Below are 21,077 nucleotides of genomic sequence, written 5' to 3'. Positions count from 1 at the left end.
GAGGTGATACTTTGAAGCCTGCCGTCGCATTGGAAGGCATTACACAAGTGTACGTCACCGACAGTGGGGCATCTTTGGCTATTGATCGTATTTCTTTTTCGGTAGCGCCGGGAGAATTCGTCTCCCTGGTGGGACCAAGCGGATGCGGTAAGACGACCGTCCTCTCCACGATTGCCGGGTTGATCCAGCCTACGCAGGGAACAGTGAAGCTGTTTGGGGAGAAGGTTGAAAGCCCTTCGGAAAAAGTGGGCTACATGCTGCAGCAGGACTATTTATTTCCGTGGAGGACCATTTGGCAAAACTTGATGATTGGGCTGGAATTGACTGGCCGTTTAACGGGCCCGCATAAGGAGTACGCGAGCCATCTGCTGGAGGAGATAGGGCTTGCGGGAACGGAGCAGCTTTACCCGAGCCAGCTCTCCGGCGGAATGCGTCAAAGGGTCGCTCTGGCCCGCACGCTGGCTACAGAACCGGAGGTGCTGCTGCTAGACGAACCGTTCTCGGCTCTCGATTATCAGACCAAGCTGCAGCTTGAAGAATTGTTGTCTCATACCCTGAGCATCCGGGGAAAAACAGCGCTGCTGGTTACTCACGACATCTCGGAGGCCGTGGCGATGAGTGATAGGGTTCTCATTATGGGCCGCAATCCGGGAACGATCCGCAGGGAAGTCGTGATTCCTCACGAAATCCGGGAAGCTGCCCCGCTTAAAGCAAGGGAGCACCCGCAGTTCCATCCTTTGTTTCATCAGATTTGGAGAGAGCTTGAGTCGGAGGAACGACAGGAGGGAGAGCCGGATGAAAACGGAGAATAAAGAAGGGCCTATTCAAGCGCCAAATCCAACCCTCCCCTTGACGGATGCTATATACCGCAGCTACAAACAAAAGCAGTTCAAGAGCAAGGTGTGGGTTCGCTTTACCCAGTTGGCGCTGCTGCTTGGCGGGCTGCTGCTATGGGAAATAGCGGGAAGGAAAAATTGGATTGACGTGCTTCTTTTCAGCTATCCGAGCAAGGTATGGGCGCTCTTGTATTCGAGGCTTGTGGAGGGGACTCTGCTGCCGCATATCGGAGTTACCGTTCTGGAGACACTTGTCGGCTTTGTGTTGGGAACGCTGCTGGGTACTGTCATTGCGGTATTGATCTGGTGGTCTCCATTTCTGCAAAAAGTGCTGGACCCATACATTGTCGTGCTGAACAGCATGCCTAAGGTTGCCTTAGGCCCGTTATTTATCGTCGGTCTCGGTCCGGGTGTATTATCCATTATCGGGATGACCCTGGCGATCACGGTCATCATTACGACTCTCGTTATTTATTCCAGCTTTAACGAAGTGGATTCGAATTATGTAAAAGTAGTCCGGGTTTTTGGCGGAAGCCGCTCCAGTGTATTTCGCAAAGTGATCTTTCCCGCCTCCTTCCCGGCCATCGTTTCGACGCTTAAAGTGAACGTCGGCCTGGCTTGGATAGGAGTCATTGTCGGCGAATTTCTGGTTTCTAAACAGGGCCTTGGTTATTTAATCATTTACGGATTTCAAGTGTTTAACTTTTCACTGGTCATCGGAAGTTTATTTATTATCGCTATTGTCGCCACCTTGATGTATCAGGCTGTAGCGTATTTGGAAAGCAAGCTGATCAGGCAGCGCTGAGATCGGCTGCAAAAACTAAAAATGCTAGTGATCCGCAGGTTGGATAGTCAATGTCTTGAGCATTTTTGCATAAATTCCATATAAGCCTTTAATCAAACAAGATATAGATCCAAACGCTTCAGTTTGTCTATATCTTGTTATTACTTGTAAATGAAATCGAATTATGCAAAATGCTTATCTAATAAAAAGAGCAGATAAAGTAGAGGACAATAGTCTTGTCCACTCCGCGGTTCAGCCAAATCACAGGCTAAGGCGGCCTGTGAGGTGCAGACTCTCTATACGATTCTCGAAAAATTTTTGTCACTCTAGACGAATGTCCTGCATACAATTTATAAGAATGATTGCATGGAGGAGGTTGAACAATGTCGATTAAAGATAAAGACTTTCAATTTAGAGAGATTATTACAAAAGCTGTCTGCGGCAAGGGACGCAAATTCAGTCAGGTAAGCCACAACGTCACTCCGGCGAATACCCCTACGAGCATACTCGGCGCCTGGCTTATCAACCACCAGTATGAGGCGGCAAAAGCCAGCGATGGGGTGGAAGTAATCGGTACTTACGATATCAACATCTGGTATTCTTATGATGGAAACTCCAAAACGGATGTAGCCAAGGAGACGGTATCTTATGTTGATGTTATTCCGTTGACTTATGTGGATAAAAAACACAGGGCATCCACTTCGGAGGTATCGGCCTTAGCAACACAAGAACCTAACTGTGTGGAAGCCACAGTTGCGTCCAACGGTGACAGTGTCATCATTCGAGTGGAAAGGGAGTTCCAGATCGAAATGATCGCTGAAACCAAGGTGTGCGTACTGGTTAACCCGCATGGATTGCCCGACTATGAAAAATCATTCGATTTCGATGATGCGGACCTCGGCGAATATGAGGACCTGGATCCTGACTTGATTGATGAGGATTACAACTGATTGTATCTTTGCTAACCATTATATGTGCATAACCAGCTTTTGCTGAGGGCGGCAGCCCTCTTTTTTGCTGAAAAATTATCAGTGCGTGCTTGCGGGAACAAAGGGGGCGCTTGAAATGGCAGTGTTTTTTATGCATAATCATGAGCCGGGGATCGAACTGCTGCTTGCGAGGCTGCAGGTTACTTCAGGCAGCCGGCTGGATGCCGAGTCCCTCCCTACGTATCTGATACGCTGGGGAACGACGCTCAAGGAGCCGGACTCCATTCCGACACTTAACCGGCTGTCCGCAGTATTAAGAGCGATGCGCATCTCTGAACGCAACGAAACGCTGAACCGGCATGGACTTAAGACGGGGAACCTGTCTTTAACAGACTCTCAAGGGAAAGAGAATGCGGAACGGACGTATACGACACTGTACTGGATTCCGGTGTTTCATATGGAGGCTTTGGCTGTCTATGAAAAATCATTAGTGGAGCCTCTCTTGCTTTCTTCCAGGATTGATCGTAACGTCGGCTACCGCGAGCTGGGAAGGCCGCGCAACGGCTATCATGTGCTGCGGGCGATGAAAACGGCGGTGCGTTCGGTTTATGCGCTTGGGCTCGATTATGCCCTCGTTCAAATCGGCATCCATCCGGTTGGGGGCACCTTTGTTCTCGATGTTCGGCCGCAGCCCAAGCTGACGACTAAGCTGGCCGTGCTTTTCGCCGGGGCGATGAATCGTTTCGCAAGGGAAGAGGAAGCCGGCCGCAGGCTAAACGCACCTTTGCTTCTTGGCGCCGATCCGGAATTTATACTGCGAAGTCCGAATGGCAAGGTCATTCCAGCCTCCCGTTTTATGGATAAATCAGGTAATGTCGGATGTGATGCAGTCGTATTGAGGGGGAGGAGGTTAATCCACCCGCTGGTGGAGATCCGGCCGGAGCCGGCGGAAACTCCCGGCAAGCTGCTGGACAACATCCATTCAGGATTGGTGCAGGCTAAGGATCTGATTGCGGATGATGCATTGGAATGGCTGTCAGGTGGAATGCCGGTCAAAGGCATTCCCCTTGGTGGCCATATCCACTTTAGCGGCATTTGGCTGCATTCCGGGCTGGTCCGCAAGCTCGACAACTACTTAACCTTACCCGCAGCTCTGCTGGAAGACAAAGGGTCGCATCAGCGGCGGCCGCTCTATGGCTATCTGGGAGACTGCCGGCGCAAGCTGCACGGAGGCTTCGAATATCGGACCTTGCCAAGCTGGCTGCTTTCCCCTGAGATTACTGCCGGAGTGCTGACTCTTGCTTTCCTCCTTGCGGAAAATTACCGATATTTGCGGCAGGAGCCGCTGGCCGAGTCCCGGGTACAGCAAGCCTTCTATCGTGGTAATCGTAAAGAGCTGCTGAACGTTGTCGCTCCATTATGGAAAGAGCTCGAGGAGCTGCCGGCTTACTCAGCACATAGCAAGCAGCTGGACGCCTTGAAGCAAGTGCTGTTTGCTGCTTCAGCGCCTGACAGCAGCCTGGATTTCCGCCGTAATTGGAAGCTGTGACGTATAATCGTGTCATTTTTTTGAGCGAAAACCTGCTTACATCAGATCACGAGATGTCGTATACTTGCATGAGATAAGGGTGACAGCAGTTTATGAAATAGGAGGAAGCCGCTGACCATGGAGCAATCGGTAATAGTAGAAGCCTACAATCCGCAGTGGACCGTCAGCTATGAGCGGGAGGCGGCTCAAATAAGGCGTATCGCGGGCGATAAGCTGCTGGGAATCGAGCATATCGGCAGCACCTCGGTTATCGGTATGAGTGCGAAGCCTATTCTCGACCTAATGGGCGGTGTTCGGCACTTGGACGAAGCTTTGGAATGGGTGGAGCCGTTCGCCCGTATAGGGTATGAATGGGTTTATCACGAAGCATTCCCTTTCAGACGGTTTTTTAGAAAAGGGGAGCGCGGTGCCGGGACCCACCATCTTCATATATATATCTATAAAGGCGAGCACTGGACGAATCAGCAATTATTCAGGGACTATCTGACCGAGCACCCGGATGTGCGGGAACAATATGCCAGTCTAAAGAAGCGATTAGCCGAAGACCATGCTATGGACCGCGAGCAGTATACTTTAGCCAAAGGGCCATTCATCGAATCGGTTATCATTAGGGCAAGACGTGAGGCCGGGCTGCTTGATTCGAACAGCGAATGATTATATCAACAGGGCTGTACTGATTCGTGTTATAATGTAAAGAGCATTAGCAGGTGGACACGCTGCCGTTCAGGCCATAGCAAGAACGGTTATGTCCCTCACAGTTTGGAGGTTGCCCGGAATTGACTTATACCCCAATGATTCAACAATACTTATCGGTAAAATCGGGCGTGCAGGACGCTCTTTTGTTTTTTAGGCTGGGAGATTTTTATGAGTTGTTTTTTGAAGATGCCAAAGTAGCTTCGCGCGAGCTGGAATTAACCTTAACAGGGAGAGATGGCGGAGCCAAAGAAAAAATTCCGATGTGCGGAGTACCCTATCATTCTGCTGATGGCTATATTGCCAGATTAATAGAAAAAGGGTTCAAAGTGGCCATTTGTGAACAGGTGGAGAACCCCCAGGATGCTAAAGGCATCGTCCGCCGGGAAGTGGTGAAGGTTGTTACTCCCGGTACGTTTATGGATAACAAACAAGCCGGGACATCCCAGAACAATTACATAACGGCTTTGGCAGTATCCAACGGGGAGTATGCGCTGGCTTCTTGTGATCTGTCGACAGGCGAGCTTTACGCGACTTCCTTCAGCAGCTCTCTGGAGCAATTGCTCGATGAGGTCAGTGTCTATTCGCCTGCAGAGATTGTAGGCGCTCCTACCCTGTTAGCAGAAGTGAGAGCTCTGTATTCGCATACGAAAATCCCCATCTATACTGAGCGGGAATCCGCGGGCTCACCAGGAGGCCGGCCATTGGCTGCTGCATCAGAACTTACCGGCTCGCTCACTGGTCATGCTTCAGGTAGTCAAGGCCACGATTACGACCCGCTCAGCCGGTTCCAGGCTGGCGATGTCCAGAGCTTGAACGATGCCGAGCAAGCATCCGTTGCGCTGCTAATGAGCTATTTGCAGGAGACGCAAAAAAGAGCCTTGGACCATATCGAGCGAATTCAGCGTTACGAGCCTGATCAATATATGGTCATGGATCCGTTCACGCGGCGGAACCTGGAGCTCGTAGAGACGGTTAGAGACCGCTCTAAGAAGGGCTCGCTGCTGTGGCTGCTCGACCGCACGGTGACAGCGATGGGTGCCCGGATGCTGCGGCGCTGGATTGAGAAGCCGCTGATGAATAAACAGTCTATTGAAGACCGTCTGGAAGCAGTGGAATGCTTGCATAACCAGATGATTGTCCGCGAGGATATTCGCTCCCAGCTCAAAGAGGTTTATGACCTGGAGCGGCTGGTGGGCCGGATCTGCTACGGTAATGCCAACGGGCGCGATTTGGCGGCTCTGCGCCAATCATTGAGACAGGTGCCGCATCTGAAGGAGCTGTGCTTGCATTCGGGTTCATCCACCTTAAGGCGGCTTGTCCGGCAGATGGATGACTGCGGGGATGTTCTGGAGCTCATCGCAGCCGCTATTGTGGATGATCCCCCGGTTTCCGTCAGGGAGGGAGGCCTTATCAAGAAAGGCTACCATGAGCATCTGGACAAGCTTAGAGAAGCTGATACTAGCGGCAAGCAGTGGATCGCCGAGCTGGAAAGAAAAGAGCGGGAAGCTACCGGCATCAAGTCTTTGAAGATCGGCTATAACAAGGTGTTTGGCTATTACATAGAGGTAACTCGCGCCAATCTGTCACTGCTGCCGGAAGGACGCTATGAACGGAAACAAACTCTCGCTAACGCAGAGAGATTTATTACTGCGGAGCTGAAGGAAAAGGAAGCGTTAATTCTCGAAGCGCAGGAGAAGATGGTCCTAATTGAATATGACTTGTTTACTCAGCTGCGTGAGGAGATTGCCGCACATAGAACCCGTCTGCAGCAGCTGGCAGCCACAATTGCAAGTGTCGATACCCTGCAATCCTTGGCCGTGGTCAGCGCTTCCCATCGCTTCACCCGGCCGGCCATCTCCGAGAACGGCGATATGGTTGTGAAGGAAGGCCGTCATCCCGTGGTAGAATCCGTGCTGAAGGAGCAATCTTTTGTCGCGAATGACACTGTTATGGAGATGGACACGAACCGCGTGCTGCTAATAACCGGGCCGAATATGGCCGGGAAAAGCACCTATATGAGACAGGTGGCGATGATTTCCATCATGGCTCAAATGGGCAGCTTTGTCCCCGCTGAGCAGGCTGCTGTTCCGATAACGGACCGGATCTTCACGCGGATTGGCGCCGCCGATGATCTGATTGGCGGACAGAGCACCTTTATGGTGGAGATGATGGACATCCAAGCGATGACAGCTAAAGCGACACCGCGAAGCCTGGTCATTATTGATGAGCTTGGCAGAGGCACCTCAACCGGTGAAGGAATGGCTATCGCACAGGCGGTTATCGAATACCTTCATGACCAGATCGGCTGCAAGACGCTCGTCTCTACCCATTTTCACGAGCTGGCTCATTTGGAGGATAGCTTGACCTATTTGCACAATTACTCCATGGCAGTCAAGGAAAGCGGAAGGCAGGTTACGTTCTTGCGCAAGCTGGTTCCCGGCGCAGCAAGCACAAGCTACGGTATTTATTGTGCCCAAATCGCCGGCTTGCCGGAATCGATCATCTCACGATCCTATGCGCTGCTCAGCACTTTTGAGGCGAGAGCAGTGGATTATGGAGGAGAGGCAAACCAAGGCCGCAAAGAGATGGCGGCGGCCCGGGATGATGCTCAGGAGATTGCTCACGATAATGCTTACGGTAATGCTCGTGATAATGCTCATGATAATGCGCAAGGTAATGCTTGCGGTAATGCTCATGATAACGAGCGGTTGGCGCAAGCGGGGAGAAGCCCGGAGGCGGTTCAACTGAGCTTCTTCGGAGACACTGAGTCTCTATCGTCAGCGGAAAGCAAACTGCAAAAGAAGTCCTATACTGCCGAAAGGAACAGCAGTATGGACCTGCTTAAGGAGGACTCTTCTTCCGGTGAGATTTACCGGGTGGTGGAGCAATTAAAGCAGGCCGATCTGATTAACATGACTCCACTGCAGGCGATGAACTTGCTGTATGAGCTCAAGCAAAAGCTGTAGCTGCATGAAATCGCATGCTGAGAATGACAGCCCGGACCGCGGGCCGGGAGGCCTTGGTCGTGCGCTTTTTGCAGCTCGTATAAAGACACGTTGGCCCGGCTGGGTCCGGTAAGGCAGCCGAATAGCGGCACGTTGGCCCGGCTGGGGCCGGTAACGCAGCCTGAATAGCGGCACGCTGGCCCTCTCGCGAGTCGGTAAGGCAGCACAGTGTCCGGTTCCAACCCGGTAACGGCCTGCTTTACAGAAGCGAGTCAAGCGAAGGCGCCGCGAGGCAAACGAAAGCAAGAGCTCATCATAGTGGCAAGTAAAAGATTAGAGAGTAACAAAGATTAAGAAGCGAAAGAAAACACAAGCACAGAAAATAGAGATATTGAAAAACAAAAAGAAATTGCAGGGGAGCTGGAAGCCGGAAGCTGAAAGCAGGAAGCTGGAAGCCGGAAACCGGAAGCCGGAAGCTGGAATCAGGAAGCAGGAAGCAGGAAGCAGGAGCCGGAAACCGGAAACACGGAAGATTTTAAAGTGTGAAAGGACCAGCGGGTCCCTTGTTTGTAAAAAAACTACATAAGACAAGCCATAAGATTGTGCAAATGGATACAGGCCCTGTAAAGGAAGAGGTAAAGGATGAGAGGAGAAACCTTATATGCCCTTTAAGTTCAAAATAACCGGAAAACAACTGTTTATTGTATGGCTGGTCTGCCTTATGCTTCTTGCCCTTCCAGCGTTTGCGGCTGCGGAGGAAGAGGAGTACTGGGAGCTGAGCGATTCCCAGCTGCAGTGGCTTGAAATTCACGAGCTGCTCCAATCCTTTCATGTGACATCCCCTTCCGGAGAAAAATTGGCGGGGGTATCGATAGAGGCCATGCTTGAGGCCCTGAACGATCCTTATAGCCGCTATATGACACCAGATGAGTGGGATAACTACCTGAATTCCCTCAATCAGAAGTTCACGGGGATAGGTGTCCTTGTCGCTGAGGAAGATGAGGGGATGAGAATTGTTGAAGTATATCCCAACTCACCTGCAGCCGAAGCCGGATTGCTGGCTGGAGATTATCTGGTTGCCATAGATGGCGTCACTGCGGGTGACAGGGAGATTGACAGCTTTTTAAGCCTTATTCCGAAGGAAGATGGCAGCTCGGTTATCCTGACCCTTGATCGCTCCGGACAAATAGTGGAAGTTGAATTATTCGTAGGGGAAATCGTTGTTCCTTCCGTGAGCGGATTTTTGATGAACGATGGTACCGGGTATATTTATATTAGCGTGTTTGCCAGTGAAACCAGTCAGGAGTTCACTGAGATGCTGAATCAATTAAGCGCGCAAGGAATGAAAGCTCTTATTTTGGATATTCGTAATAACCCTGGGGGATTGGCGGATTCGGTGCATGAATTGTCAGCAAGCTTTATTCCAGAGGGTGTGCTGATGACGGTGCAGGACGGTTCCGGCTACCAGGAGGACATAGAAATTATTGGCGGTTCGGAGCTATCCGTACCGGTTGCTCTGTTAGTTAACGGGGAAAGCGCCAGTGCGGCTGAGGTGCTGGCCGGATTTTTACAGGATTACGAAAAAGCAGTGCTTATCGGCAGCCGTACATACGGGAAAGGAACGATCCAGTCGATGATTCCTCTGTCCAATGGCGGTGTGTTGAAAATGTCCACGGAGCAATATTTTACGCCAATGGGACATCCCGTACAGGGGCAGGGAATTATCCCCGATTGGGAAGTAGAAGGCGAGCTTCCACAGCTGCTTGCTGCTCTGCATGCCCTCGACTCTGCAGTAGAGCTGGATATTCGTTTCACTGGTGAGCTAATAGTTAATGGTGAGGAGATAGGATACGAGGCTCCATTTCTCAATCGGGAGGAGAAATGGTATGTCCATTCAAGAATACTGGCAGCCATGGTAGGAAATGACATTGGCTGGCATGGGGCGTTGGGCTCTGTTGTGCTTACTTCACTCCCTGACAGACAAGTTATCGTTTTCCATACTGGTGAGTCTGTGATTTTGGAACAGGATTTGGCTTACGTGGAGCTTGAAGCATTTCAGCAAGTCTTTCCCCAATTTCATTGGAAAGTAAATGATGGCGGCTTGGTATTGACTGTCCGTCCGTGATCTTCTAATGGAAGTTACCGCGCAGGATGTATTTGTATTTTACTTGAATATGATATAAGTTCAGCCGGAAGATTGATTGGAATAGTAGGTTTAACGAGATCCGGTTGAAGCGGTCAAAAGCTTTTTTGAAAGGAGAGTGTCTGAGGATGGGTAGGATTCGATTGCTGGATGACCATATAGCTAACCAAATCGCGGCAGGTGAAGTGGTAGAGCGTCCCTCTTCCGTGGTTAAGGAGCTTGTGGAAAATTCGATCGATGCCGGCAGCACGAGAATTGAAGTATTTTTGGAGGAAGGCGGCATCCAGCTTATTCGTGTCAAGGACAACGGATCAGGAATGGAGAAGAGTGATGTACAGCTGGCATTCCACCGGCACGCGACGAGCAAGATTTCAGCAAGCAAGGATTTGTTCCGCATCCGCTCCCTTGGTTTCCGTGGGGAAGCTCTCCCGAGTATTGCCGCAGTCGCGAAAGTAGAGTGCGTGACCTCTGACAATACCTCCGGCTTGGGAACAAGAATAGTCGTTGCAGGGGGACAGGTACTGGCTGCAGAAGAGGCAGCGGCTTCCCGCGGCACGGAGATTACGGTTCGCGAGCTCTTTTACAATACCCCGGCAAGGCTGAAATATATGAAGACGATTCAAACAGAGCTGGGCCATGTTTCCGATTATATGTACCGCTTGGCTCTGGCTCATCCTGGTATCGCGTTTTCCTTGAAGCATAACCACAACTCGCTGCTGCACACGCTTGGCAACGGAGATTTGCTTCAAGTAATAGCAGCCGTATATGGAACATCGGCTGCCAAGCAAATGCTTGCGGTAAGCCTGGAAACACCCGACTATACGATTTCAGGCTACATCTCCCGTCCGGAATGGACGAGGGCGAACAGATACGGAATATCTACGATTATTAATGGCAGGTATATACGCAATTACGGCTTGGTACAGGCTTTGCTCAAAGGTTATCATACGCTGCTGCCGATTAATCGTTACCCGTTGGCAGTCCTGCACCTGGAGATGTCGCCGGAACTGGTCGATGTGAATGTCCATCCTGCAAAGCTGGAGGTCCGCTTCAGCAAAGAACCCGAGCTCTTGCAGAGCGTTGAGGAGTCTGTACGGGCAGCGCTTGCTCAGGAAGTTTTGATCCCGGAAGGCCGTAAGCCGGCAGACAAGAAGCCGGTCGTGCGGGAGCAGATCGCCTGGTACGGCGATGAGATGTTTGCCGCTGGCCAACAAGGCTGTGAAGCTGGCAGCGCTATTGCGAAAGAGAGCGCGAAAGATGACCTTGGCACCGGCGAGCCCGGGCAGACCGCGTCTAGCGGCGAAGCCCGGGCGCAAGCCGGCGTACCGCAAGCCGGCGTACCGCAAGCCGGCGTACCCGCGGCGGCCGGCCGCCCCGATGCTGCGCGTGATCAGCAGAGGACTCCGCGTCAAGCGGAGTCCTCTGCTTCCAGCGCACCAGGCGCTGGCCAAGCGCCGCTCACGCCGCCAAACGCCCTGCCGCCGGAGGTCGGCGTGCGGCGCTCCGGCCCGCCTGCCGGCAGCAGCTCCGCCCCCGAGCCGGAAGCATCGCTCCCTAGCGATGCTTCCGGCCAAGGTGGCGGCGCAGGCGGCCGCGGCGATCGCCCGGCTGCTGCGGGCCGAGCCCCCCTTGACACCTTCGCGTCAAGGGGGGCGGGGCCTGCCCGCGAAGCCCGCGGCTATAGTCCGCGCGACAGCAGGCGCGGAATGTCCGCCGCGTCGGCGGAGCTGGCAGCCGGCTTGCAGCCGCAGCCAGCCACAGCGGCGGAAAGCACGCGCGGCCCGGGCGGGCTGCCGGCATTTCCGGCACTGACGCCGATCGGCCAGCTGCACGGCACGTACATACTTGCCCAGAACGAGCAGGGGCTGTACTTAATCGATCAGCACGCTGCGCATGAACGTATAAACTACGAATATTATTATGAGAAATTCGGCAAGCCTGAAGAAGCGAGCCAGGAACTGCTCGTGCCCTTGACGCTGGAATTTACTCCGGCGGAAGCCGCTCTCCTGAATGAACGGCTTGACTGGTTTGAGCGGGTTGGAGTCTATATGGAAAGTTTCGGCGGCGCGAGCTTCATCGTCCGCGCTTATCCCCACTGGTTTCCTGCCGGAGAAGAAAAGGAGCTTATTGAGGAAATGGCCGAGTGGATGCTGACAGAGAAAAAGCAGCTGGACCTTGCCAAGCTCCGGGAGAAATCATCAACGCTCTGCTCCTGCAAAGCATCGATTAAAGCGAATCAGGCCCTGAGCATTGCCGAAATGGAGACATTAATCCGCCGGTTGGCCGGATGCCGGATTCCATACACCTGTCCTCACGGCCGCCCGATTGTAGTAAGTTTTTCCACGTATGAGCTGGAAAAGATGTTCAAACGGGTCATGTAAGAGGCTGCCGGGTTATCCTTTTGTAAACCTGCTGACCAGGTCAAAACGAGGGCATCATGTGCTGGCATGGAATAACGAGCATCATGTATTGACTAGGGTTATGCGAGCAAGTGGTGTGCTAGGATTAAACAAGCATCCTGCATCTAATGAAATTGAACGGTCAAAGTTGCGCCGAAACGCCGGCTGCCCGATTAGGTTTAACTTCCGATCTTGGCGAACTTTAAAAGGGGTGCTTGACCTTCGTCATGTAACGCCGAACATCCACGCTGGCAGCCTCGTGCGGACAGAAGATTTCTAAAAAATGCTTATGGATTAATCTGGGCATATTAAAAGCAAATGGAACAGGAGATTGTTGTAATATGTTAGTGACCACAGCCTATAAGCCTGATAAGCATCAGCTGGACAAGGCTGCCCGGTTGGCGGAGCGGTTCGGCTGGACGCTGGTGCCCCGCAAGAATTCATCCATCCGTCAGCTGCAGCGGAGCTATAAAGAGGACGAATTAATTCTCGTTTCAGGCGGGCAGTTAACTTATTACCGTAGCGGCTCGGAACCGTTTCGCTTCCATCCCAGTATGGCCCAATTGCGAATTAAGGGGATGCTGAAAGGCGAAACGGATTATTTGCTCAAGCTGCTGCAGCTCAAACCGGGAGATGCAGTACTGGACTGTACGGCAGGGCTCGGCTCCGATGCGATCGTATTTTCGTATGCGGTTGGCGAGGAAGGAAGCGTCACCGCTCTGGAGAGTGAGCCTGTGCTCGCTATTCTGGTTCAGGAAGGGCTTGCTGTCTATCAATCCGGGGTAAACGAAGTGGACGAGGCGATGCGGAGGGTCAGGCTGCTGCAGCTTCCTCACCTGGATTATTTGCGTAATGCTCCGGAGGGAAGTGTAGACGTGATTTACTTTGATCCGATGTTCCGTACACCGGTTGCAGCCTCAGACTCCTTGTCCCCCTTGCGAAATTTGGCCAATCCGCAGGCATTATCCGCGGAAGCAGTCCGTGAAGCCTGCCGGGTTGCACGACGTTTTGTGGTGATGAAGGAACGCAGGGGCAGCGGAGAATTTTCCCGTCTCGGCTTTGAGGCGATTGCACGGCCGGGGTCAAAAATTGCGTATGGAGTGATCAGACCCAATGCTTACAGATAAACAGCCCGACTCAGCCCGGCTATTGATTCTTATCGGACCGACGGCATCGGGAAAAACAAAGCTTAGCCTGGAAATTGCCAAAACCTACCAATGCGAGATCATATCCGGTGATTCCATGCAGGTATACCGCGGAATGGATATTGGAACGGCAAAAGCGTCTCCGGAGGAAAGGCGGGCTGTCGTACATCATATGATCGATATCCACGATCCGGATGAGCCTTTTTCCGCAGCGGAATTTCAGGAGAGGGGCAGCAGGCTGATCGCGGAGATTACCGCTAGAGGCCGCTTGCCTTTTGTGGTGGGGGGCACGGGGCTATATGTTGAATCACTCGCTTACGGCTATCAATTCAGCGATGCGGGCTCAGATGAGGAATTTCGTGCTGAACAGGAGCTTTTTTTGCGGCAGCATGGCGCGCATGCGCTGCATGACAAGCTTCGGGCGGTGGACCCTGTAACGGCCGAGCGGCTTCATCCGAACGATTCTCGCAGGATTATTCGCGCTCTGGAGGTGCATCATTTAACCGGACAGACGCTTTCCTCACAACTCGCCGGACAAAAAAAACGATCTCCTTACGATATCTGTATTGTAGGCTTGACAATGGACAGGCAGTTACTATATAAACGAATAGAAGAGAGAATTGACCAAATGCTGGATGCAGGCTTGGTTGAAGAAGTGGCTTCCTTGCGAAGCCAGGGGTACTCCGATGAATTGGTGTCCATGCAAGGCCTTGGCTATAAGGAAATTTGCGCCTGCTTGCGAAAGGAGCTGACTTTGGAGGAAGCAGTCACCCTGCTCAAACGAAATACCCGAAGATTCGCCAAGAGACAGCTGTCCTGGTTCCGGCATATGAAGGATATACACTGGGTGGATGTCACCGATACAGATCAGTTTGACAAGCATTTGCGGCTCATTAATGGTATAATTGAGGAAAAGCTGATTAACAAGACCCCCCAGCAGTAGGTCACAAATTAGAAAGAACACGGGGAAGAACATATCGTCTGTTCCACTATTCGAAGGAGGACCATCGATGAACAAAACGATCAATATTCAAGACAATTTTTTAAATTCCTTGAGAAAAGAGAGCGTACCCGTCACTGTATATTTAACGAATGGCTTCCAAATTAGAGGCCTGATTAAAGCATTTGATAATTTTACCATTATTATTGATAGTGAGGGCAAGCAGCAAATGGTGTACAAACATGCCATTTCCACCTTCACACCGCTGCGCTCTGTATCTTTTTCTTCCGAGAACTAAGAACCAGCTGTTAACCATCCTTGTATACAATTCGAAGTGGAGCAACCCCGTGCACCTATTTAAGCAAAGGGTTGTTCTTTTTATTTCCCAAAACTTTGCTGTCTGTCCAAATGCTGCTGCCTATAGAAAAACAGACTATTTTGCCTTGCGGCGAAGGCGAACATAAAGTGTCAAAAGTGTGACAAAGCGATGGGAAATGAATCTTTTATGCAGGCGGCTTCGTCTATAACGGATAAGGAAGGTTTAAATATTGGGGGAACGGCAGCGGGAAGCATCGGAAGAATATACGGAGCCTTTGCTGCGGGGGCTTCCTAATGCGGACAAGATATTAAACCGAACTTAACAATTCTTATTTATTTCTTATTCTTCTTGAAATGCTCGGAAGGAGAGTTATTATGGAAACATCACTTGTTTGTCAATAGAGAGAGAAGGACACCTAAAGGGGGAGAGAGACGATGACCGCAAAAAAGAAAGCCCAGCCTAAACCCAAAAGGAAGAAAAAGAAACGGATCACAGGCAGGGCCATACTGGCGTCAGGGCTGATAGCACTTGCCTTGGCAATCATATTTTCACTAGCCGGCTATCTTTATATTTTGTATACAGGTCAAAAAATATTGAGTGAGCAGAGCGGTAAGCTGGAGCTCGGAGCACCTTCCATTCTGTTAGATGCAGACGGCAACCAGATGGCTGAGCTCAAGGCAAAGGGAACGCCGGAGCCGGTCACTTTGGATGAGATTCCGGAGCTTCTGCAGCAGGCGTTTATTGCTACGGAAGACCGGAGATTCGAAGAGCATACCGGGATTGACTTTATTTCCATCGGCCGGGCGCTGGTTAAAGATATTATCGCCAGAGACTTTGTCGAGGGCGGAAGCACCATTACTCAGCAGCTGGCCAAGAATCTGTTCTTGAGTTCTGAGAAAACATTGCTGAGAAAAGCTAATGAAGCTTCAATCGCCATTGCTCTGGAAGAGAATTTGACCAAGGACCAAATTTTGGAGCTCTATTTAAACCGGATTTATTTTGGCGGCGGCGCTTACGGGATTAAGCAGGCCTCGAAGAAATATTTTGGCATAGAGGATCTTCATCAGCTGGAGCTTTGGCAAATTGCTACCCTGGCAGCCCTCCCTAAAGGACCGAATGCTTATTCTCCGCTTAATGATCCGGAGCGGTCGAAGACTCGCCGCGGGGTAGTGCTTACGCTAATGGCTGACCAAGGTTATATTACCGAGGAGCAGAAAAACGAAGCGATGGAGATCGAATATGATCCCGAGAAAGCGACCTCCATTGTGAGCAGCAATGAGTTTCCTACGTACATTGATTACGTGCTTAGAGAGGCGAATGAGAGATACAATCTGGAAGAAGAAGTGATTCTGCGCGGTGGCTATACGATCCAGACAGCCATGAATGCCGATGCCCAGCGGGCGATGCAGGAAGCGTTTGAGAATGAAAGCTTGTTTCAGCAGAAGGTAGACGGTCAGACGATGCAGATGCAATCCAGCATGGTCATTGTCGATCAGTACACAGGCGGAATCGTAGCCATGATCGGCGGTAGAGACTATGAGCGCAAAGGATTGAATCGGGCACTGGTCAAGCAGCAGCCGGGCTCTTCCATCAAACCGCTGGTCAGCTATGGTTACGCGCTCGAGAGCGGAGAATACAACATTTATTCCAGGCTTGAGGACAAACAAATGGATTTTAACGGATACTCTCCGCGAAATTATAACAACCGCTACCGTGGTGTTGTCACGATGGCCGACGCGGTCAAGTATTCCTCCAATGTACCTGCCGTATGGCTGCTCAATGAAATCGGCCTGAAAAACGGAATGGACTTTGCCCGTTCCTTGGGCATCACCTTTGATGAGCAGGACAATAACTTGGCTGTTGCATTGGGCGGATTGACCTACGGGACCTCGCCGCTGGAAATGGCACAAGCCTACAGCGCTTTTGCCAATGACGGTGTATTGATTGAATCGCATGCGATTGTAAGCATTAAAGATCGTAATGGCCGGGAAGTGGCTGCATTTAACGATGAAGGTACCCGTGTGATGAAGCAGCAAACTGCCCGCGATATGACGGAGCTGCTGTATGGGGTTGTCAACAGCAGTGATGGTACCGGCCGGGCTGCCCGCATGGATGACCGTATTGTTGTCGGCAAGACAGGCTCAACCCAGCATCCGCATGTGGAGAATGGCGACAAGGATATCTGGTTTGTCGGCTATACGCCGGAATGGACGGCTGCTGTCTGGATGGGCTTTGACAAGGCCGATGCTAACCACTATATTACGATGAGCAGCGGCAATGCAGCTGCCCTGTTCAAGGAAGTTATGTCCAAGGGATTGGCCAACATGCCGAAAAAACAGTTCCCGAGCGGGGAGGATTCCACACCGGATCCGCCAGACGAGCCCAAGGAGGAGCTTCAGGCAGTTACCCAGCTGGATGCCTTGTATTTGGAGGATGAAGAGCAGGTTCGGTTAGTCTGGCAGCCGCTAGAGGAAGAAGGCCTGCAGTATCAGATTTATCGCAAATCTGTTGGAAATGGCGACTTTTTCGAGTATGCCACGGTATCGGGAGAGTATTTAAATGATATGAATATTATTCCGGGCAACACTTATGAATACTATATCATTGCTTACGATGCTGCCAATGATCGCAGCTCGGAACGCAGTGCTGTCGTCAGTGTGACCATTCCCGAGGAGCAGGATGGCTCAGCTACTCCTCCGCCTGATGAAGACGGGGATGACGGTCAAGGGGAAGGTGAAGAGCCGGATGAAAACGGAAGCTCTGAGCCAGGCCATGACACGGAGCGTCCTGACTCGTCACCAACATCGACACCGGATCATAGTCCTACGCCAGGACATAGCCCTACCCCGACGCCAACACCAACACCAACACCGACTCCGACTCCAAGTCCCACTCCAACGCCAACGCCTTCTTCGTCACCCACTCCACCTCCACAAAATGGAGGGGAGCTGGAGGAACCGGCGAACGGCTCTGAGGATGAGGGAAGTGACTGGCTGGGGGTGCAATGAAAGCATCAGCCCGCATAAGAGCAGTTCTGCCGCTTTGCTGCAGGCTGCTTTTTTATTGTGGTGGAGCTCGCTTGGACGCTGCTCTTCCAGCCGCGTGCGGCATCCTGTCCTGATAACATGGATGAGATTCTTGTATCGTGCATGGGTTTGGCGGAGCGGAAGAGACTCGTGTTATCGTGCATGGGTTTGGCGGAGCGAAAGAGACTCGTGTTATCGTGCATGGTTTCATGCAGCACGAAGAGACTTGTCTATCATCGTGAGATTGGCGAAAACAGGGTTCTTCCGGAGTGACTTTCCCTGCGCCCCTAAATTGTAGTAACCTAATAAGTGGCGACGATTATACTAAATAAGGTGGGTTAAACGAGATGAATTTGCAGAACTTATCCCGAATTTGGCTGGTCAGCAGCCTGACTGCGCTTATGCTGCTCATGGCTGCTTGCGGTCAAACCAATGGAAGCAATGGCAGCAATGATGGTAATGGGACCAAGCAGTGGTCGGAAGCTCCGGAAATGATGATTGATCCGAATAAAACTTACCAGGCCCAGTTTCAAACGAACAAGGGGGAGTTTACTATAGAGTTATACGCTAGTGAAGCTCCTAAAACCGTGAACAATTTTGTTTTCCTCGCTAACGAAGGCTTTTATGATGGTGTGATTTTTCACCGGATTGTCGAGTCCTTTATGATTCAGACGGGAGATCCGACCGGCACCGGTAGAGGAGGCCCCGGGTACCAGTTCGAAGATGAGCTGGACACCGGTATTGCTTATGAGCCGGGCATCGTAGCGATGGCTAATGCAGGTAAGAACACGAATGGCAGCCAGTTCTTTATCTGTACCGGACCAGATAGTGTAGCGCTGAATAGCCAGCCCAACTATTCCATTTTCGGCAGAGTCATTGAGGGGATGGATACCGTTGCGGCGATTGCCGCTACTCCTGTAGAGAAGAATCCTCAATCTGGGGAGATGAGCAAGCCTCTGGCGGAAGTCGTCATCCAAAAAATTACCATTCACGAATCGTAATAGCCACAAGGTTGCGAAGCCGTTGCTTGGCCTATTGCCGTGTCCCGTTCGAAGAAGCGCGTCATAGGATAAAGCAAGAGCATAAGCTCTTGCTTTATTTATAATATAGATTTTTATAAGTTTTCCGGGCCGCAATGCACCTGAGTAAGCTTCGAAGCCACAGCCCAATATGAAGAGGGAATTTGCACCTGGATGCTTTCAATTACAGCTGCGAAAGGTAGTCATTGGAAATACGAACCGAAGGGAGCTTCGGATGGTACGGATTGGGGCATACTTAAGTAGAAAAAGTTCACTCACCTTGCATTGGCATAATGTGTAATCTGTACAAAAACAGATACAAGGAGTGGGAAGGAGAATGAACATGACAGAAGATCGAGCTTGCCTGCTGCTGCATGGCTTTACAGGCGGTCCTTATGAAGTTAAGCCGCTGGCCCATCATTTAATGAATAAAGGCTGCTGCTGTGTCACTCCTGAGCTGCCGGGCCATAACGGAAATCTCCGAAACCTGAAAAATTATACACGTTATGACTGGATTGAAGCGGCCGAAAAAGAAGCGCAAAAGCTGGTGCAGCAATTCGGTTCAATCGATCTGGTCGGGTTCTCGATGGGAGGACTTCTTGCTGCGCATTTGGCAACGCTCTATCCTGTGCGGCGGCTAGTGCTGCTAGGAACTCCGATTATATACGTCAGTCCAGCCAGACTTTTCAAAGATGTAACGGAACGGCTGGCCAAGAGAGACTTAAAGTTTTACAATTGGAAGAAGCAGACCCCGTTGCAGGCTGTCTTTGAATTTATGAGGCTGGTTAAAGAGCTGAAGGGGGATTTGGGCAAAATAGAAGCCCCTACGCTGATCATCCACGGCCAAGCCGATCCGATCGTTCATCCTTACAGCTCGAAATATATTTATGAGCGGATCCAGGCTCCCAAGGAGCTGGTGGTCCTGCCTAACTCCAAGCATCTATTATGTCTGGAAGCTGAAGCGGAAGCCTTGTTCTGCAAGATTGAAGCGTTCCTGGAGCCGGCTGAGGTGACGGTTCCTGTGTAAAGAAAGCCGGGAGCTGATATGAAGTGCGCAGCAAGAAAATAAAAAGGTTTATTCTCGCATCAAGCATTTTATTATTGGCTGCGGTTATTTGGACAGGTTATGTGCAGTGGAAAATCGCTGCTGCCGTCCGTACGGCGAGCAAGCAGCCGGCAGATACAGCTATTGTATTAGGTGCGGCGCTTTGGGATGGCCGTCCAAGCCCTGCTCTGCGTGAGCGACTCGAAGCTGCGGTGGAATTGTTTGATGAAGGTGCAGTAGACAGCATCATTGTTTCCGGAGGATTAGGCAGCGGTTCAGAGATAACCGAAGCTGAAGGGATGTTTCATTATCTCACGTCCAGAGGCATTCCGGAGCAAGCGATCTATTTGGAAGAGCAAGCAACCGATACATGGGAAAATCTTTATTACAGTCACGAGATTATGGAAGCCAACGAATGGTCCAGTGCAATTGTGGTCACTCACGATTTTCATGGCGCGCGTGCTCTGGAAATGGCGGCTGTGTTACCGATGGAAGAGACGCAATTATGGCTCGTTGAATCTTCTGTTCTAAACGGGAAATGGCACCGGGGGCGGGAGACGCTTGCTTATGCCAAGTGGGTCTGGCAGAAATGGACAATGAGACTTGGCGGAAGCGGAGGCTAGCTTTTCCCACGAACCTTTATCTGGGCTCCTGCGTATACTGCCTATTACCAAGACAGCGAGGTGATTTTCTCTATGAGCGGATGGAGTTCGGCGCCGACCGTTTCCCGCATGACCGCAACATCCCGCCAAATCAATGTCGTGCTGCGTCAGCCGGGGCAAGCCCAAAGCAGCGCTGCAGCTGATTTATCCAAAATCCGTGCCGCTTCCAACCGGCAGTTCTCCGCAGTGCTGAAAGAATTGGAGCGTATGATCGGGCTAGATAATGTTAAGGAGCTGATCTACGAGATTTATGCGTTACTGCTGATCAAGCGATACCGTGCAGAAGCTGGGCTGCATTACGATGCCCACGTCTATCACATGGTGTTTAAGGGCAATCCCGGTACGGGCAAAACTACGGTAGCTCGTATTGTAGCGAAGCTGTTGCACGAGCTTGGGGTGCTCTCGAAAGGCCATCTCCTGGAGGTCGATCGTGCCGAGCTGGTGGGCGAGTACATTGGCCATACAGCCCAGAAGACGAAAGAGCTGATAAAAAAAGCGCTTGGCGGCGTTCTTTTCATTGATGAAGCCTATAGCCTGGCCCGGGGCGGTGACAAAGATTTTGGAAAAGAAGCGATCGACACGATGGTGAAGGCGATGGTTTAGGTTTTCTTGTTGATCGTGCAGCACCTGCGCCAAATAA

Annotated in this window: 15 protein-coding genes and 1 pseudogene; all 16 read left to right on the top strand. The window is 51.3% G+C overall.

Features of this window, described 5'->3' with window-relative positions; all coding sequences use genetic code 11:
- Positions 1-11 precede the first annotated feature (11 nt).
- Complete coding sequence (locus PSHG_RS13475; protein ID WP_010273617.1) at positions 12-812, top strand: ABC transporter ATP-binding protein; 801 nt, start codon at positions 12-14, stop codon at positions 810-812.
- The gene (locus tag PSHG_RS13470; protein ID WP_010273615.1) at positions 796-1,641 is read left to right on the top strand and encodes an ABC transporter permease; all 846 of its coding nucleotides are present in this window, start codon (positions 796-798) and stop codon (positions 1,639-1,641) included. Before PSHG_RS13475 ends, PSHG_RS13470 begins: the two co-directional genes overlap by 17 nt.
- Before the next feature lie 362 nt (positions 1,642-2,003).
- Positions 2,004-2,570: an outer spore coat protein CotE gene (locus PSHG_RS13465; protein ID WP_010273613.1), complete on the top strand. Its 567-nt coding sequence runs from the start codon at positions 2,004-2,006 to the stop codon at positions 2,568-2,570.
- Positions 2,571-2,685: 115 nt separating this feature from the next.
- The gene (locus PSHG_RS27625) at positions 2,686-4,098 is read left to right on the top strand and encodes a putative amidoligase domain-containing protein (RefSeq protein ID WP_010273612.1); all 1,413 of its coding nucleotides are present in this window, start codon (positions 2,686-2,688) and stop codon (positions 4,096-4,098) included.
- Between the two features lie 117 nt (positions 4,099-4,215).
- Positions 4,216-4,752 (top strand): GrpB family protein, encoded by a 537-nt coding sequence (locus PSHG_RS13455; RefSeq protein ID WP_010273610.1) that lies wholly within the window; start codon positions 4,216-4,218, stop codon positions 4,750-4,752.
- A 137-nt stretch (positions 4,753-4,889) separates the two neighbouring features.
- On the top strand, positions 4,890-7,760 hold the full coding sequence (gene mutS / locus PSHG_RS13450) for a DNA mismatch repair protein MutS (protein ID WP_042122052.1): 2,871 nt from the start codon (positions 4,890-4,892) through the stop codon (positions 7,758-7,760).
- A 640-nt stretch (positions 7,761-8,400) separates the two neighbouring features.
- Complete coding sequence (locus tag PSHG_RS13440; protein WP_010273604.1) at positions 8,401-9,864, top strand: S41 family peptidase; 1,464 nt, start codon at positions 8,401-8,403, stop codon at positions 9,862-9,864.
- Between the two features lie 146 nt (positions 9,865-10,010).
- Complete coding sequence (gene mutL / locus PSHG_RS13435) at positions 10,011-12,263, top strand: DNA mismatch repair endonuclease MutL (RefSeq protein WP_010273601.1); 2,253 nt, start codon at positions 10,011-10,013, stop codon at positions 12,261-12,263.
- A 359-nt stretch (positions 12,264-12,622) separates the two neighbouring features.
- Entirely contained in the window at positions 12,623-13,408 is a 786-nt protein-coding gene (locus PSHG_RS13430; protein WP_010273599.1) for a class I SAM-dependent methyltransferase, read from the top strand.
- Positions 13,395-14,369 carry a tRNA (adenosine(37)-N6)-dimethylallyltransferase MiaA gene (miaA, locus tag PSHG_RS13425; protein ID WP_010273596.1) on the top strand — a complete coding sequence of 325 codons (975 nt, stop codon included), beginning with the start codon at positions 13,395-13,397 and terminating at the stop codon, positions 14,367-14,369. The genes PSHG_RS13430 and miaA overlap by 14 nt, the downstream gene beginning before the upstream one ends.
- Positions 14,370-14,436: 67 nt before the next feature.
- Positions 14,437-14,664, top strand: coding sequence for an RNA chaperone Hfq (hfq, locus tag PSHG_RS13420; RefSeq protein ID WP_010273593.1), 228 nt, complete (start codon positions 14,437-14,439; stop codon positions 14,662-14,664).
- Between the two features lie 455 nt (positions 14,665-15,119).
- Positions 15,120-17,693 (top strand): penicillin-binding protein 1A, encoded by a 2,574-nt coding sequence (locus PSHG_RS27620; RefSeq protein ID WP_010273591.1) that lies wholly within the window; start codon positions 15,120-15,122, stop codon positions 17,691-17,693.
- Positions 17,694-18,058: 365 nt separating this feature from the next.
- A complete protein-coding gene (locus PSHG_RS13405; protein ID WP_010273589.1) occupies positions 18,059-18,712 on the top strand; it encodes a peptidylprolyl isomerase in 654 nt (217 codons plus the stop codon).
- A 361-nt stretch (positions 18,713-19,073) separates the two neighbouring features.
- Entirely contained in the window at positions 19,074-19,757 is a 684-nt protein-coding gene (locus tag PSHG_RS13400) for an alpha/beta hydrolase (protein ID WP_052310064.1), read from the top strand.
- Positions 19,758-19,780: 23 nt separating this feature from the next.
- Positions 19,781-20,398 carry a YdcF family protein gene (locus tag PSHG_RS13395; RefSeq protein ID WP_010273586.1) on the top strand — a complete coding sequence of 206 codons (618 nt, stop codon included), beginning with the start codon at positions 19,781-19,783 and terminating at the stop codon, positions 20,396-20,398.
- Positions 20,399-20,470: 72 nt separating this feature from the next.
- Positions 20,471-21,034: pseudogene (locus PSHG_RS27615) on the top strand (AAA family ATPase); the annotation flags it as partial.
- Between the last annotated feature and the right edge of the window lie 43 nt (positions 21,035-21,077).

Source organism: Paenibacillus senegalensis JC66 (genome assembly GCF_000285515.1).
Classification (GTDB): Bacteria; Bacillota; Bacilli; order Paenibacillales; family NBRC-103111; genus Paenibacillus_L; species Paenibacillus_L senegalensis.
The sequence above is the reverse complement of the archived record's forward strand: the minus strand, read 5'-3'. Positions and strand labels throughout refer to the sequence as shown.